16 protein-coding genes are annotated in these 14,172 nt (G+C 51.4%); 13 read left to right on the top strand and 3 right to left on the bottom strand.

The annotated features are described in order from the left end of the window. Nucleotides 1–114: 114 nt before the first annotated feature. Entirely contained in the window at nucleotides 115–1,026 is a 912-nt protein-coding gene (gene ttcA, locus CHB59_RS05185; protein WP_089375184.1) for a tRNA 2-thiocytidine(32) synthetase TtcA, read from the bottom strand. A gap of 14 nt (nucleotides 1,027–1,040) precedes the next feature. Continuing rightward, a complete protein-coding gene (locus tag CHB59_RS05180; RefSeq protein ID WP_089375183.1) occupies nucleotides 1,041–1,811 on the bottom strand; it encodes a pteridine reductase in 771 nt (256 codons plus the stop codon). A 40-nt stretch (nucleotides 1,812–1,851) separates the two neighbouring features. On the opposite strand from CHB59_RS05180, the gene CHB59_RS05175 reads away from it, so the two are divergent. After that, nucleotides 1,852–3,012, top strand: coding sequence for a class I SAM-dependent methyltransferase (locus CHB59_RS05175; RefSeq protein ID WP_089375182.1), 1,161 nt, complete (start codon nucleotides 1,852–1,854; stop codon nucleotides 3,010–3,012). 28 nt (nucleotides 3,013–3,040) lie between these two features. After that, nucleotides 3,041–3,757 (top strand): tRNA (guanosine(46)-N7)-methyltransferase TrmB, encoded by a 717-nt coding sequence (gene trmB / locus CHB59_RS05170; RefSeq protein ID WP_089375181.1) that lies wholly within the window; start codon nucleotides 3,041–3,043, stop codon nucleotides 3,755–3,757. Here the strand turns inward: trmB and yihA are convergent. Beyond that, nucleotides 3,716–4,339 (bottom strand): ribosome biogenesis GTP-binding protein YihA/YsxC, encoded by a 624-nt coding sequence (gene yihA / locus CHB59_RS05165; RefSeq protein ID WP_089375180.1) that lies wholly within the window; start codon nucleotides 4,337–4,339, stop codon nucleotides 3,716–3,718. The genes trmB and yihA overlap by 42 nt on opposite strands. 113 nt (nucleotides 4,340–4,452) lie before the next feature. Between yihA and CHB59_RS05160 the strand changes: the two genes are divergently transcribed. The 11 genes from CHB59_RS05160 to CHB59_RS05110 all read left to right on the top strand — a co-directional run bounded on the left by CHB59_RS05160 (nucleotide 4,453) and on the right by CHB59_RS05110 (nucleotide 14,170). Next, nucleotides 4,453–5,088: a c-type cytochrome gene (locus tag CHB59_RS05160; protein ID WP_089375179.1), complete on the top strand. Its 636-nt coding sequence runs from the start codon at nucleotides 4,453–4,455 to the stop codon at nucleotides 5,086–5,088. 199 nt (nucleotides 5,089–5,287) lie between these two features. Then, on the top strand, nucleotides 5,288–7,219 hold the full coding sequence (locus CHB59_RS05155; RefSeq protein WP_089375387.1) for a cytochrome c biogenesis protein ResB: 1,932 nt from the start codon (nucleotides 5,288–5,290) through the stop codon (nucleotides 7,217–7,219). A gap of 36 nt (nucleotides 7,220–7,255) precedes the next feature. Beyond that, a complete protein-coding gene (gene ccsB / locus CHB59_RS05150) occupies nucleotides 7,256–8,401 on the top strand; it encodes a c-type cytochrome biogenesis protein CcsB (RefSeq protein ID WP_179212090.1) in 1,146 nt (381 codons plus the stop codon). A gap of 288 nt (nucleotides 8,402–8,689) precedes the next feature. After that, a complete protein-coding gene (locus CHB59_RS05145; RefSeq protein ID WP_089375178.1) occupies nucleotides 8,690–9,349 on the top strand; it encodes a prepilin-type N-terminal cleavage/methylation domain-containing protein in 660 nt (219 codons plus the stop codon). A gap of 108 nt (nucleotides 9,350–9,457) precedes the next feature. Then, nucleotides 9,458–10,264, top strand: a complete 807-nt coding sequence (locus CHB59_RS05140) for an ABC transporter ATP-binding protein (protein ID WP_089375177.1) — start codon at nucleotides 9,458–9,460, stop codon at nucleotides 10,262–10,264. After that, complete coding sequence (gene mlaE, locus CHB59_RS05135; protein WP_089375176.1) at nucleotides 10,257–11,048, top strand: lipid asymmetry maintenance ABC transporter permease subunit MlaE; 792 nt, start codon at nucleotides 10,257–10,259, stop codon at nucleotides 11,046–11,048. The genes CHB59_RS05140 and mlaE overlap by 8 nt, the downstream gene beginning before the upstream one ends. 21 nt (nucleotides 11,049–11,069) lie before the next feature. Then, on the top strand, nucleotides 11,070–11,549 hold the full coding sequence (gene mlaD, locus CHB59_RS05130; protein ID WP_089375175.1) for an outer membrane lipid asymmetry maintenance protein MlaD: 480 nt from the start codon (nucleotides 11,070–11,072) through the stop codon (nucleotides 11,547–11,549). A gap of 11 nt (nucleotides 11,550–11,560) precedes the next feature. Next, the gene (locus tag CHB59_RS05125) at nucleotides 11,561–12,160 is read left to right on the top strand and encodes an MlaC/ttg2D family ABC transporter substrate-binding protein (protein ID WP_425435866.1); all 600 of its coding nucleotides are present in this window, start codon (nucleotides 11,561–11,563) and stop codon (nucleotides 12,158–12,160) included. Nucleotides 12,161–12,173: 13 nt separating this feature from the next. After that, on the top strand, nucleotides 12,174–12,467 hold the full coding sequence (locus CHB59_RS05120) for an STAS domain-containing protein (RefSeq protein WP_089375173.1): 294 nt from the start codon (nucleotides 12,174–12,176) through the stop codon (nucleotides 12,465–12,467). A gap of 30 nt (nucleotides 12,468–12,497) precedes the next feature. Beyond that, nucleotides 12,498–13,391 carry an ABC transporter ATP-binding protein gene (locus tag CHB59_RS05115; protein WP_089375172.1) on the top strand — a complete coding sequence of 298 codons (894 nt, stop codon included), beginning with the start codon at nucleotides 12,498–12,500 and terminating at the stop codon, nucleotides 13,389–13,391. After that, the gene (locus tag CHB59_RS05110) at nucleotides 13,391–14,170 is read left to right on the top strand and encodes an ABC transporter permease (protein ID WP_089375171.1); all 780 of its coding nucleotides are present in this window, start codon (nucleotides 13,391–13,393) and stop codon (nucleotides 14,168–14,170) included. Before CHB59_RS05115 ends, CHB59_RS05110 begins: the two co-directional genes overlap by 1 nt. Nucleotides 14,171–14,172: the final 2 nt, after the last annotated feature.

Here is a 14,172-nt window from a genome sequence, read left to right as displayed (position 1 = left end):
ACGGTTTGTGGGATGCAGAGCGGCAGATGATAAGAGTAAATCGTCCGCTGCACAAGAAAGCACTGTAAATTTAGGTGCTTGCCGGTAATCTTTTCCTGAATTTGGGGTTGGGTATCAGGCAAGGTTGCGTTTGAACTCGATACGCGAACCTTCGCTGGAAACCAGGCTCAGGGCCGGGTTGTTTTCCTTGTCGATATCGCCAAACAATGGGTCTTCGTCTTCCAGCCTGGTTTGTGACATGTTCCTGAAATCATAAAGATCAGTATCACCCAGGTGTGAAGGTTCCACATTGCAAATGGCGCGGAAAATATTGTTCACCCGTCCTGGCTGCTCGCGTTCCCAGGCTTGCAGCATATCCTTGACCTTCTGGCGCTGCAGATTTTCCTGGGAGCCGCAGAGATCACAAGGAATGATGGGGAAGTTCATGCCGCGCGCATAGCTGGCAATATCTTTTTCGGCACAGTAAGCGAGAGGCCTGATGACATGGAATTCCCCTTTGTTGGTAGCCAGCTTAGGTGGCATGGCTTTCATTTTGGCACCGAAGAACATATTAAGGAACAGGGTTTCCACAATGTCGTCGCGGTGATGGCCGAGTGCAATCTTGTTTGCTCCCAACTCCTGAGCTGTACGATAGATAATGCCACGACGCAGGCGTGAGCATAGCGAACAAGTGGTTTTGCCTTCAGGAATCTTTTCCTTGACGATGGAATAGGTGTCGGCTTCGACAATGCGGTGCTCCACTCCCAATTGCTGCAGGTAAGCTGGCAGGATATGCTCAGGGAAACCCGGCTGTTTCTGATCCAGATTCATGGCAATCAGCTTGAAATCCACCGGTGCGCGCTCTTGCAACGCAAGCAGCACCATGAGCATGGTGTAGGAGTCCTTGCCGCCACTCATGCAGACCAGGACAGTGTCGCCATCCTCGATCATGTTGTAATCGCCTATGGCCTTGCCTGTCGCGCTGATCAGGCTGTTGCGTAGTTTCAGGAAACTATTGGAAGCATCTTCCGGATAATGTTTGATCATGATTCAAGAGTCATTTAAAAGTTGAGTGAGCGTCCACCATCAACGGCAAGCACATGCCCGGTAATGAAGGGTGCATCTTGCAGAAGGAAATGTACGGCCTTGGCCACATCATCGCTTTCGCCAATACGCTTGAGCAGTGTTTGGGAAATCACGCGTTGCCGATAGACTTCATCGAATTGCGGATTGTCTTCTGGCCATAATACTGGTCCGGGAGCCACCGCATTGACGCGTACTGCAGGTGCGAGTTCATGGGCGAGTGACTTGGTCAGTGTCACCAGGCCAGCCTTGGCAACGCTGTAAATAATGTAGCCCTTCTTCGGGCGCTCCACATGCATATCCGTGATGTTGATGATACTGCCACGGGTTTTTTTGAGCTCGGCTGCAGCTGCTTGCGCAAGAAACAATGGTGCCTTGAGGTTGGGGCCGATCAGGTCTTCCCACTGATGTTCGTTGATACTGCCCAGTTCACTGGGATAATAGCTGGATGCATTATTGATCAATGCATCCAGGTGGCCAAAGTGGTGTACAGTTTCCTGAACCAGCTTGGGCAGGATGCTGAGGTTGAGCAGGTCTCCCTGGATAATGGCAACAGAACCGGGGCGTTGTAGGTTGAGTTCAGCCTGCAATGCCCGCGCTTCGTCATCGGAGCTGCGATAATGGATCATTAAGCTGGCACCGTGGGTATGCAATAGACGACAGATTGCTGCCCCGACACGTTTTGCGCCGCCGGTGATTAAGACAACCTTGTTTTCCAGTGGGGTATCCACAAATGTTCCAGATCGCATCAAAATTTTAGAAATAACATGACATTATAATCCAAATCATATGAATACCTCTGCCTTGCCTATCCCTGATGCTGATGCACTTGCTCATAGCGCAAAGCTGCTTCAGGTGATACACGACCAGATTGCTGTGGAACACTGGATCAGTTTTGCCCGTTATATGGAATTGGCGTTATATGAGCCGGGACTGGGTTATTACAGTGCTGGTGCACAGAAATTCGGTGAGGCCGGGGACTTTGTGACAGCGCCGGAGATGACGCCCTTGTTTGGCCAGGCAGTGGCACAGCAGGTCATGGAGGTATTGGCACAAACATCAGGCGATGTGCTGGAGCTGGGCGCGGGGCGGGGCAGGTTGGCAGTCAGCATGCTGGAAGAAATGCAGCGGGCCGGCGGCCTGCCTGGACAATACCTGATTCTTGAAGTGAGTGCAGACTTGCGGCATGTTCAGCAGCAGTATTTGGAGTCCGTACTGCCGCCTCACCTGTACGCAAAAGTGGTATGGCTGGATGCCTTGCCTGCAGATTTCACCGGCGTGATCGTAGCCAATGAAGTACTGGATGCTATACCTGTACATTTGGTGCGCAAGCAGGAGAACAAATTCCACGAGCTGGGAGTGGGCCTGGATGAGTATGGTGACCTTGTATTGCAGGCACATCCGCTTGCTGCCGGGAGTGACTTGGAACGCGCGCTTGCCGGCCTGGACCTGCCGGATGGTTACCAGGCCGAGGTGAGTCCTGCCATGCAGGCATTGGTGGCAGCATTGTCTGCCTGCCTGCGGCAAGGCGTGATGTTATTGATCGATTACGGTTTCTCACGGGCAGAGTATTATCACCCGCAGCGGGATATGGGCACGTTGATGTGCCACTATCGGCATTATGCCCATACCGATGCATTCCTCTATCCCGGCCTGCAAGACCTGACGGCGCATGTGGATTTCTCTGCGGTGGCAGAAACTGGAATGGCGCATGGTATGCAGTTGCTGGGCTATTGCGGGCAGGCGCAATTTCTCATCAACTGTGGCATTACAGATTTATTGCTGCGCGTGCCGGCAAGGGATGTTAGTCAGTATGCGCCCTTGGCAAGCCAGGCGCAGAAATTATTATCTCCAGCCGAGATGGGGGAGTTATTCAAGGTGATTGCGCTTGGCAGGGAAGTCATGCCGCTTTCGGGCTTTGTTCGCGGTGATCGCTCCCATATTCTATAATCGCGGTTTTTCAGTGATAGAGTCGAGTATGGATCAGGAAGCGTCAGGGCAGGAAACTCTCAGCAAGGAAGAGCTTGCAAAACGTCCAATTCGTAGCTTTGTATTGAGGCAAGGGCGTCTGACACATGGTCAGCAACGCGCGCTGGATGAGCTGATGCCAGTATTTGGGGTGCCATATACTCCAGAATTGCTGGATATGGATGCAGTATTTGCTCGTACGGATCACCCCAGGATACTCGAAATAGGTTTTGGCATGGGCGACAGTACGGCAAAAATTGCCCAGCTTCAGCCTGAGCGCGATTTTCTGGGTGTGGAAGTGCATACGCCAGGGGTGGGTAGCCTGCTGAAACAGATCGGTGAAATGCAGCTCAGGAATCTGCGGATTATCCAGCATGATGCAGTGGAAGTGTTGAAGCACATGATTCCTGATGCCAGTCTGGATGGTGTGCATATATTTTTCCCAGATCCATGGCACAAGAAACGTCATCATAAGCGCCGCCTGATTCAGGCTGAGTTCGTCAAGCTGCTATGCAGCAAGCTGAAAGCGGGTGCTTACTTGCATGTGGCGACGGACTGGCAAGAGTACGCGGAATGGGTTCTGGAGGTGTTGCAGCAGGAGCCCTTGCTGGTAAATACCGCGCAGGATTATGCTCCCAAACCTGATTATCGTCCGTTAACCAAGTTTGAGAATCGTGGCATCAAGTTAGGCCACGGTGTCTGGGATATCATTTTCCGGCGTAAATAGCCAACGCCCGATAATGGACTCGGCTTCTTCTACACCCTGCTTTTTCAGGCTGGAGAACAGCTGGACAGTGCAGTTGCCCCAATTGGCATTCAGCTCTTTTTTTACTTGCTGCAACGTTTGATTGGCAGCCTGACGGGAGAGTTTGTCCGACTTGGTCAGTAGTGCATGGATGGGTTTGCCGCTTGGGCTATACCAATCCAGCATCTGACGATCAAGTGGCGTGAGTGGGTGACGACAGTCCATTACCAGCACCAGGCCGCCGATACATGGGCGCTGGCTGAGGTAGGTTGCCAGCGTCAACTGCCAATGTTTACGCATGGCCTCCGGCACCTTGGCATAACCATAACCTGGTAGATCCACAAGGAAACGATCCTGGCCCAGGCTGAAGAAATTAATGAGTTGGGTGCGGCCGGGTTGTTTGCTGACAAAGGCCAGCCGGTTGTGGTTTGCCAGTGTGTTGAGGGCGCTGGATTTGCCCGCATTGGAACGTCCGGCAAAGGCAACCTCAACTCCGGCTGGAGGGGGTAGATCGCTGAGATTGTGCGCCGAGATGTGGAAAGTGGCGTTCTGAAACAAAGGCATGGGCAAGGCCGACCATAATCTGAAAAGGGAAAAATATTAGCACGAAGTAGGCATTTTTATATAAAATGCGACCCTAATTGCAGTATTGGTATGTACGAAATTTAGGAGTTGCTATGGACTTGCGTAAATATGCGGCACTGATCATGGGTGTCATGATGGTGGCGGGGGTGGCAGTTTCACATGCGGAAACTGATGATGACGAAGAAGATGATGTCGTAAGCAATGTGCCTGCCCAAGCGCAAATCTGTGCCGGATGTCACGGTCCGGATGGCAATAGCCTAGTGCCGATGTTCCCGAAAATCGCCGGTCAGCATCCTGAATATCTGGAGAAACAGTTAAAGAATATTAAGGAAAATGTACGGGTTAGTCCTGTCATGGCCGGGATTGTGGCGACCTTGAACGATGAGGATATGACGATTCTGGCGACACATTTCGCCGAACAACCAGCACGACCTACGCCATCAGTCAGCAATGGACCGGGATCAATCGGCGAGAAGATTTTCCAGACGGGTATTCCTGGGGCCGGTGTTCCTGCCTGTGCATCATGTCATGGTGCGAATGGTCAGGGTATTGCACCTGGATTTCCGCGTTTGGCTGGGCAGCATGCCAATTATGTTACGACACAAGTACAGGCTTTCCGCGACGATCAGCGCAAGAATGATGCAGCCAAGATGATGCGTATGGTCGCAGCCAAGATGACCGATGCGGACATTGCTGCGGTGGCTGATTATATTCAGGGACTCAAGTAATCTCTCTGAAATTTAGACGATCTGACAACCGAAAGCCAGGTAAAAGCGTTAAGGGTGGCATTAGCCGCCCTTAATTTTTTATGCATCACACTTGCAACTAATGGCGAGTGTGATTGCCACACTTCAAATTTGTGAATGGTCTCTTGTTTTGAAATCTGAATCATCCACCCGCCGTAGACTGTATGAATTGCTGAGTTCCATGCGCTTTGCGGTCAGCGTGTTGGTCGTATTGGGTATTGCATCTGTTATTGGGACCGTACTCAAGCAGAATGAGCCTTATACCAACTATATTGTCCAGTTTGGTCAGTTCTGGTTCGAGTTTTTCGAGTTTATCGGGCTTTATGATGTTTATCATAGCGGCTGGTTCCTGATTATCCTGGTCTTCCTGGTACTTTCCACCTCACTCTGTATCTACCGTAATACTCCGCTCATGTTGCGGGAGCTGCGGGCTTTCCGCGAAAATGCCAAGGAAGTTTCCCTGCGCAGTTTCAGTCACAAATATGAGTACCACACCCCGTATTCTGTTGAGGAAACAGGATCCAGGTTGGCCCAGTTCCTGACTGCCCATGGGTTCCGCTTCAAAACAGTCGATCAGGCCGATGGTGGCAGTTTGTTCGCGGCCAAGGCAGGCAGTTACCAGCGCCTGGGATACATCCTGACGCATGCCGCCATCGTGGTGATCTGTATCGGCGGATTGATGGATGGGAACCTGATCTTCAAGGCACAGGAACTGCTGGGTTACAAGAAAATTGAAACCCGTGATATTCCTGAGCGTTCGGTGCCGCCGGAAAGCCGGATGTCACCCGCCAATCTTTCATTCCGTGCCAATATGACCTTGCCGGAAGGCGCGGGTGCCAATGCGGCTTTCATGCGGATTCGTGATGGATACCTGGTGCAGGACCTGCCATTCAGCATTGCGCTGAAAGCATTCCGTATTGAGCATTATGAAACGGGTCAGCCGAAGTCGTTCGAGAGCGACATCATGATTATTGACCCGGAGCGGGAAGACCCGGTTACTGCTACCATCAAGGTCAATCATCCGCTGATTTATAAAGGCATCGCCATCTATCAGTCTGATTTCGGTGACGGTGGCTCCAGGCTGGATTTCAAGGTATGGAATATTCTTGGCAGCCATGCCGATACGATGCCGTTCACTGGCAGTGTGTTCAACAAATATGATGTCAGTGGTGGCAATACGCCATTGAGCGTGGAACTGTCAGATTTCCGCTTGTTCAATATTCTCAACCTCTCTACTGATGGCAAGGGAAAGCCGCGTAATGTGGGTCCAAATGTGACCTTCAAGGTGCGTGATGCTGAGGGGCAGGCGCGTGAGTATGTGAACTATATGCATCCATTGCAGTTGGACGGGCGCCAGTATTTCCTGTCCGGCATGCGCTCCATGCAGCAGGATAGCTATCGTTATCTGCGCATTCCCGCAGACGAAAATGGTGAAATTGAAGGATATATGCAGCTGCGGGCAGCAATGTTTGACCGATCACTGTATCCGGAGCTTGTGCAGCGTGTTTCCCACCTGGCCTTGTCCAGCCATCAGGAAGTCAAGGACGAGACGCAGCAGAAGTTTGAAGCCAGTGTGATGCAGCTGTTGCAGGCGTTTTCCCAGGGCGGCTTTGGGAAAGTGGCTGAGATGATTGATGCGGCTGTACCACAAGAGCAGCGTGCCGGCGCGGCTCAGGCCTACCTTAAAGTGGTGACTACCGCAGCGTTCCAGGCATATGCTATGAATCGTGAACGGGCCGGGTTGCCGCCTGCGGAGAATAACGAGGCTTTGCAACTGTTTATTGAAGACAGTCTGCATGCCATGAGCGACAGTTTTTACTATGGAGCGCCCCTGTATTTGCAATTGACGGGATTTGATCATCGGCAATCCAGCGGGTTGCAGCTGACACGCTCTCCTGGCAAGGTGCTGGTCTATTCTGGCTCTGTGCTGTTGGTATTGGGTATTTTTGCCATGATCTATATTCGCGAGCGTCGTATATGGTTATTGGTCAAGCCGGAGAACAGCCGTGTGCTGTTTGCCATGTCGTCAAGTCGCAAGAACCGTGATTTTGATATCGAGTTTGAGAGAATGCGCGGCAAGCTTGCGCGATTGCTGGAAAACCAACAAGAGTGACATGTGTCACATCACTGACAAGCATTGAGGTTGATGATGAAGATTACCTATATGGAAGATATGCCGGAACCATTGTTCAAACGGCTGGGCTGGCTGGATTGGGGATATTCCCTACTATTGTTGCTAGGCGGAATATTCGCGTTCAGTCAATACGCTGAATTCATGGATGCCTATGAAGTGGGTATCCTGTTCGGGGCTGTGGTGGTGTTCAGTATGCTGGGCTGGCTCTGGAAGCCCATGCGCCTTCTGTTGCTGGTGGTTGCAGGCATTAGTCTGCTTGCCATACAGCTCTATGATGGAAGTCAGGCAAGTACCGAACAGGTGTTCCTGCTCAAGTATCTGATCTCCAGCCAGTCGGCCATTATGTGGATGAACGTGCTGTTCGTTCTGGCGATGCTTGCGTATTGGCTGGGGTTTTTCGCACGCTCCGCATTTGCGGAGAAAGTTGGTTCCAGCTTAGTATGGTCTGCTGTCGTCATGGGGTTTGTCGGGCTGATGGTTCGCTGGTATGAATCCTATTTGATTGCGCCTGATGTGGGGCATATTCCTATCAGCAACCTGTATGAAGTATTTATCCTGTTCTGCCTGATTACTGCACTTGCCTATTTGTATTACGAGGGACAATATGCGATGCGTCAGCTGGGTGGTTTTGTCCTGATAGTCATTAATGCGGCAGTTGGTTTTATTCTCTGGTATACCTTTGATCGTCAGGCATACGAGATCCAGCCCTTGGTTCCTGCTCTGCAATCTTATTGGATGAAGATACACGTCCCTGCCAATTTCATTGGATACGGTACATTTGCGTTGGCAGCCATGGTCGCTGCGGCATACCTGCTTGCCAACAAGGGCATCCTGGCATCGCGCCTGCCCAGCCTGACTGTGCTGGATGATGTGATGTACAAGGCTATTTCTGTTGGTTTTGCATTTTTCACAATTGCGACCATTCTGGGAGCCATGTGGGCGGCAGAAGCCTGGGGAGGTTATTGGTCGTGGGATCCCAAGGAAACCTGGGCATTGATTGTCTGGCTCAATTATGCAGCTTGGCTGCACCTGAGATTGGTCAAGGGGCTGCGTGGTCCGGTGTTGGCATGGTGGGCGCTGGTCGGCTTGCTGGTGACTACCTTTGCTTTTCTGGGTGTCAACATGTTTTTGTCCGGGCTGCATTCCTACGGTGAGCTATAGAGTGCTGCTAGAGTAAAAGTACAACAGAGGCCAGCGTTATGCTGGCCTCTGTCTTTTTGGAAAGCTGGTGTCTGGACTATGGGGTATGTCGAAATTCTGACAGTGTTGACAGAATTTCGACATCAATTGCGTTGAAGGTGACAAGTGGTGTTTCAGGCAATATAACGGTAGGGCAGGCGTTCTGAAGGGGTGTGTGATGTCTTGTTCATTGGCATGAGAGTTGCGTGTTTTTCGCTGGTGCATCGTAGATGCATGGTGCCATGTATAACTCTTGAGCAAGGAAAAACAATGAACAAATCATCTGGGTTTACATTAATTGAGCTGGCCATTGTGCTGGTTATTATAGGATTGCTACTGGGTGGTGTACTGAAAGGGCAGGAGCTGATTAACAGTGCCAAGGTCAAGAACCTGGCAGCTGATTTCAAGAATGTGCAGGTGTATCTCTATGGCTATCAGGATAAATTTCGTGCTTTGCCGGGAGATGATGCGGCGGCAGATGTGCATCTTGCCGGTGCTACCAAGGCAACAACGGGAGCGGGTAATGGCATCATCAATGGTAATTGGGATGCCAGCGATGCGGGAGCAGAGTCCATCTTGTTCTGGCAGCATGTGCGGCTGGCTGGATTTGCTCCAGGCATAACGATCGTGGGGGCAGATGTTGCGGCGTTTGTACCCAGAAATGCTGAAGGTGGGCGAATAGGCATACAGAGCATAGCTGGTGCAACTAACCTGCCCACTCCTGCAATGAGTGGTAGTTATGCTGTTTGTTCTGCCAATATATCGGGCAAGTTTGCCAGGCAGATCGATGTCGCGCTGGATGATGGTGAAACCAGTACCGGATCCGTTCGCGCATATATGGTGGCGTCGGAAGGTGTTGCGTGGGTGGCCAGCGCTGGTGAGAGCGGTATTTCCAATGCTGCAGCGTATAACGTATGCATGTCGTTTTGATGTCGCTGACTTCGCGTGACAGCCCGCAATCGCGGGCTTTTATTTTTCCTGTTATGACGTCGGGCGCTTTTGCATTAAAATGACTGGCTAATCAGAAAAGTAGTGATCATGAACGACAATATCGTCGAAATCGACAATCTATCTTTTGGCTACAAAAATCGACTGCTGCACAAGGGAATCAACATGAAATTCCCGCGTGGCAAAGTAGTGGCCATTATGGGCGGCAGTGGTAGCGGCAAAACGACGTTGCTGCGGTTGATCGGCGGCCAGTTGAGGCCTGTCGGTGGCGAAGTGCGTGTAACAGGGCAAGTCGTGCACAAGCAGAATCGCAAGGGATTGCAGGCATTACGGCGCAAGATGGGCATGCTGTTTCAGCAGGGTGCGTTATTCACTGATCTGTCTGTCTATGAGAATGTGGCGTTTCCGATTCGTGAACATACTGATCTTCCTGAATCCATGATACGTGATCTGGTGATGATGAAACTCAACGCAGTGGGTCTGCGTGGTGCGCGGGATCTCCAGGCGACGGAATTGTCTGGTGGTATGGCGCGGCGGGTAGCGTTGGCGCGAGCAGTGGCCTTGGATCCTTCCATTGTGATGTATGACGAGCCTTTTGCCGGGCTGGACCCGATTTCGATGGCAGTGACCTGTAACCTGATCCGCAGGCTCAATGATGCATTGGGTGCGACTTCCATCATCGTGACGCACGACGTGCAGGAGGTTTTTGCCTTTGCCGATTATGTCTACTTCGTCGCAGATGGCGTAGTGGCTGCCGAAGGTGCTCCGGAAGAGCTTCGCAAGTCGGTGTTGCCCTTTGTGCACCAGTTTGTGCATGGAGAGGTCGATGGACCTGTGCCGTTCCACTACGCTGCACCTGATTATCGGCAGGATATTTTGAGGAGTCCGAATGTTTAGTGCTGTGGCAAACGTGCTGCGCGGAATTGGCCATCGCGTTGTAGATAATCTTTGGCGCTTTGGCGCCAGTATGCGCTTTTTTCTGTATGTACTGATTTATTCGGGTGAAAGTTTTCGCCGGTTGCACCTGACTATCCGTGAAATATATTTCACCGGTGTATTGTCGCTGATCATTATCCTGGTCTCTGCATTCTTTGTCGGCATGGTGTTGGCATTGCAGGGATATAACACTTTGCAGCGTTATGGCTCTTCGGAAGCCATTGGTGTACTGGTCGCGTTATCCCTGGTGCGTGAGCTGGGGCCGGTTGTCACTGCCTTGCTGTTTGCTGGGCGTGCTGGGACTGCAATTACTGCAGAAATTGGTTTGATGAAAGCAACGGAACAGCTCTCTGCGATGGAAATGATGGCAGTTAGCCCTGTGGCACGTGTTGTGGCACCACGATTCTGGGCTGGTGTGTTTTCTATGCCATTGCTGGCTGCATTGTTCTCCATGGTGGGGGTACTCGGTGGGTATCTGGTTGCGGTGCCGCTGATTGGAGTGGATGCAGGTGCATTCTGGTCGCAGATGCAGGCCAGCGTGGATTTCCGCGAGGATATTGTTAATGGCGTCATCAAGAGTGTGGTATTTGGCATTGCCTGCACTTTCATTGCCTTATTTGAAGGTTTTGATGCTCCCCCGACTGCTGAAGGTGTAAGCCGTGCCACGACACGTACAGTGGTGAACTCTTCACTGGCGGTATTGGGGCTGGATTTTGTAATGACTTCGTTCATGATTGTTGCGTAAACGCAACACACTGGAGAAAAGATGGAACGTACAACAATTGACCTGTGGGTTGGTATTTTTGCTGCAGCTGGCGCTGCTGCTTTGTTTGGTCTCGCATTAAAGGTCGGTAATTTCAATAGTGCCACCATGGGCGAAACTTACAGTGTTACCGGGGCTTTCGAGAATATTGGCAGTCTCAAACCGCGTGCCCCGGTTAAAAGTGCTGGTGTGGTTGTGGGCCGTGTGGATAATATCCGGTTTGACCCGGAAACCTATGAGGCGTTGGTGACAGTCAAGGTGGACAAGCGGTATCCTTTCCCCAAGGATACTTTTGCCAACATCTATACAGCAGGATTGTTGGGTGAGCAGTATATTGGCCTAGAGGCCGGCGGCGATGAAAAAATGCTGCAGAATGGTGATAAATTCAGCAAGACTCAAGATGCCGTGGTGCTGGAGAAGATGATCAGTCAGTTCCTGTACAGCAAAGCATCTGAAAGCAATGATACGAAAGAGGCGGATTAAGTATGCAGAGAATGGTGAAATGGATGGCCGCACTGGCCTGCGTGGGTTTTATGAACCTTGCGATGGCGGAAACAGCACCGGATGAGCTGGTGAAGAAAACTGCGGAAGATGTCTTGTCTGTTGTTAAGCAGGACAAAGATATCAAGGCTGGTAACCAGAGCAAGATTTTTGCGCTGGCAGAGGAAAAAATTCTGCCTAACTTTAATTTTGACCGTGTTTCGCGCTTGGTATTGGGCAAAGCCTGGACTAAAGCCACACCTGAGCAGAAGTCCGCTTTCCAGGACGAGTTCCGTAGTCTGTTGCTGCGTACTTATGCAACGGCTCTTTCCAAGTACAGCAACCAGACTATCGAGTACAAACCTTTCCGTGCACAGCCGGGTGAAACCGATGTCAAGGTCAAGACCCAGATTCTGCAGCCAGGTGGCCAGCCTGTGGCAGTGGATTACAGCCTGGAAAAAGGTAGTGATAGCTGGAAAGTGTACGATATTACGATTGAGGGCGTCAGCCTTGTGACGAATTACCGTGGCCAGTTCAGCAATGAAATCCGCCAGAATGGTTTGGATGGCCTGATCCAGAAATTGGCGGCCAAAAATCAGGAATCTACTAAGTAAAAAGAGCATCCCTTTGGCACAAATCCAACAACAAGGAAATCGCTGGCTGGTGAGCGGCGATGTGACAGTGAACCAGGTAGACGGCTTGCTGGCTGAAAGCCGGGCACTGTCGCTGCCTGCGGCGCTTGAAATCGATCTCGGGCAAGTGCAGGAAGTCGATAGTGTGGCGTTGAGCCTGATCTTCGAATGGGTGCGCCAAGCTCAGGCAGCCAAAGCTGCTATTAGCATTGTGCATGTGCCTGACACGCTTACCAGTCTGGCGACGCTGTATGGCGTACTGGACTTGATTCCCCAATCCAGCCATTGATATACGGGGCTTCGGCCCCAATTTTCATTCATGATCCCCGCAATCAATATCCAACAGATTCATAAGCGTTTCGGCGAGTTACATGCGCTGAAAGGTATAGACCTGACCATTGAACAGGGAGAATTCTTTGCCTTGCTGGGACCCAATGGTGCAGGCAAGTCTACTTTGATTAACCTGTTGGCGGGTTTGTCCCGGCCAACAAGCGGGCGCCTGCAAGTTATGGGGTTTGACGTCAACGCGCAATATGCCGAAGCACGGAGGGCGCTGGGCGTTGTGCCGCAGGAGCTGGTATTCGACCCATTCTTCAATGTGCGTGAGATGCTGCGGTTCCAGGCGGGTTACTTTGGCCATGGGCGGAGTAATGATGCGTGGGTGGACGAAATCATAGAGTCACTTGGCCTTGCGGACAAGGCGCATACCAATATGCGACGCCTGTCCGGTGGTATGAAGCGCCGGGCATTGATCGGCCAGGCATTGGCGCATAAGCCTCCGGTTATTGTGCTGGACGAGCCGACTGCGGGCGTTGATGTTGAATTGCGCCAGACCATGTGGGAATTCATACGTCGCCTCAATCAGGAAGGCCATACCATAATCCTGACTACGCATTATCTGGAAGAGGCGGAAACCCTGTGCAGCCGTATTGCCATGATGAAGCAGGGACAGATTGTGGCACTGGATAGCACGCAGAATTTGCTGAATCGTGTCCCGGGTAAACGCCTGCGACTTAAACTTGCCGGTATGTTGCCTGATGTATTGCGGCCTTTATTGCGTGAAGAGCAGGATGGGCAACAGGTGCTGGCGCTTGCTGATATTGCGCAGCTAGAGTCCATTCTCGCAACTTTGCGTGCTGCTAACGTGGCCGTGGAGGATATGCAGTTGATAGAGGCAGATCTGGAGGATGTATTTGTGGAGCTTGTAAGTTGATGGCTGGTTTGCTGAGTCAGAACTGGCGGGGTGCATGGACATTGTTCCGGAAAGAGCTGTTGCGGTTCTGGAGAGTCAGTTTCCAGACTGTGGCTGCTCCTGTCATGACAGCCGTGCTTTACCTGCTGGTTTTCTCCCATGTACTGGAAGGACGGGTACAGGTATACCCTGGTGTTGGCTATACTTCATTCCTCATTCCTGGCTTGATCATGATGTCGCTGTTGCAGAATGCATTTGCCAATAGCTCATCCAGCCTGATTCAGTCCAAGGTGATGGGCAACCTGATTTTTGTGCTGCTGACCCCGATTTCCTATCTGGGGTTTTACCTGGCATTTCTTGCTGCTGCCATTATTCGTGGGCTGGTGGTCGGGCTGGGAATCTACCTGGTTGCCATCATATTCGTTGACCTGCCGCTGGAACATCCCTGGTGGATACTGGCTTTTGCATTACTAGGCAGCGGGTTGCTGGGTACCTTTGGCATTATTGCGGGGATCTGGGCTGAGAAATTTGATCAGATGGCGGCTTTCCAGAATTTTGTCATCATGCCGCTTTCGTTCTTATCGGGCGTGTTTTACTCCATCCATTCATTGCCGCCATTCTGGCAACAGGTGTCGCACCTGAACCCGTTTTTCTACATGATAGATGGTTTCCGTTACGGATTTTTCGGGACTGGTGATATCTCACCTTTCATCAGTCTCGGCGTTGTGGCAGGGTGCTTTTTTGCCCTATCATTGATAACTTTACAGATGCTGAAATCTGGCTATAGATTACGAGGTTGATC

The organism is Methylobacillus rhizosphaerae (genome assembly GCF_900187985.1).
GTDB lineage: Bacteria > Pseudomonadota > Gammaproteobacteria > Burkholderiales > Methylophilaceae > Methylobacillus > Methylobacillus rhizosphaerae.
Note: the sequence above shows the minus strand (reverse complement) of the source record. Positions and strands in the feature narration are given on the sequence as shown.

Excerpts from the sequence above, each read along its gene's own strand:
- CHB59_RS05110 (WP_089375171.1), top strand. The coding sequence starts at position 13,391 with ATGGCTGGTTTGCTGAGTCAGAACTGGCGGGGTGCATGGACATTGTTC.
- CHB59_RS05145 (WP_089375178.1), top strand. The coding sequence starts at position 8,690 with ATGAACAAATCATCTGGGTTTACATTAATTGAGCTGGCCATTGTGCTG.
- CHB59_RS05160 (WP_089375179.1), top strand. The coding sequence starts at position 4,453 with ATGGACTTGCGTAAATATGCGGCACTGATCATGGGTGTCATGATGGTG.
- mlaE (WP_089375176.1), top strand. The coding sequence starts at position 10,257 with ATGTTTAGTGCTGTGGCAAACGTGCTGCGCGGAATTGGCCATCGCGTT.
- ccsB (WP_179212090.1), top strand. The coding sequence starts at position 7,256 with ATGAAGATTACCTATATGGAAGATATGCCGGAACCATTGTTCAAACGG.
- ttcA (WP_089375184.1), bottom strand. The coding sequence starts at position 1,026 with ATGATCAAACATTATCCGGAAGATGCTTCCAATAGTTTCCTGAAACTA.
- CHB59_RS05115 (WP_089375172.1), top strand. The coding sequence starts at position 12,498 with ATGATCCCCGCAATCAATATCCAACAGATTCATAAGCGTTTCGGCGAG.
- mlaD (WP_089375175.1), top strand. The coding sequence starts at position 11,070 with ATGGAACGTACAACAATTGACCTGTGGGTTGGTATTTTTGCTGCAGCT.
- CHB59_RS05155 (WP_089375387.1), top strand. The coding sequence starts at position 5,288 with ATGCGCTTTGCGGTCAGCGTGTTGGTCGTATTGGGTATTGCATCTGTT.
- CHB59_RS05125 (WP_425435866.1), top strand. The coding sequence starts at position 11,561 with ATGGTGAAATGGATGGCCGCACTGGCCTGCGTGGGTTTTATGAACCTT.
- CHB59_RS05180 (WP_089375183.1), bottom strand. The coding sequence starts at position 1,811 with ATGCGATCTGGAACATTTGTGGATACCCCACTGGAAAACAAGGTTGTC.
- yihA (WP_089375180.1), bottom strand. The coding sequence starts at position 4,339 with ATGCCTTTGTTTCAGAACGCCACTTTCCACATCTCGGCGCACAATCTC.
- trmB (WP_089375181.1), top strand. The coding sequence starts at position 3,041 with ATGGATCAGGAAGCGTCAGGGCAGGAAACTCTCAGCAAGGAAGAGCTT.
- CHB59_RS05140 (WP_089375177.1), top strand. The coding sequence starts at position 9,458 with ATGAACGACAATATCGTCGAAATCGACAATCTATCTTTTGGCTACAAA.
- CHB59_RS05175 (WP_089375182.1), top strand. The coding sequence starts at position 1,852 with ATGAATACCTCTGCCTTGCCTATCCCTGATGCTGATGCACTTGCTCAT.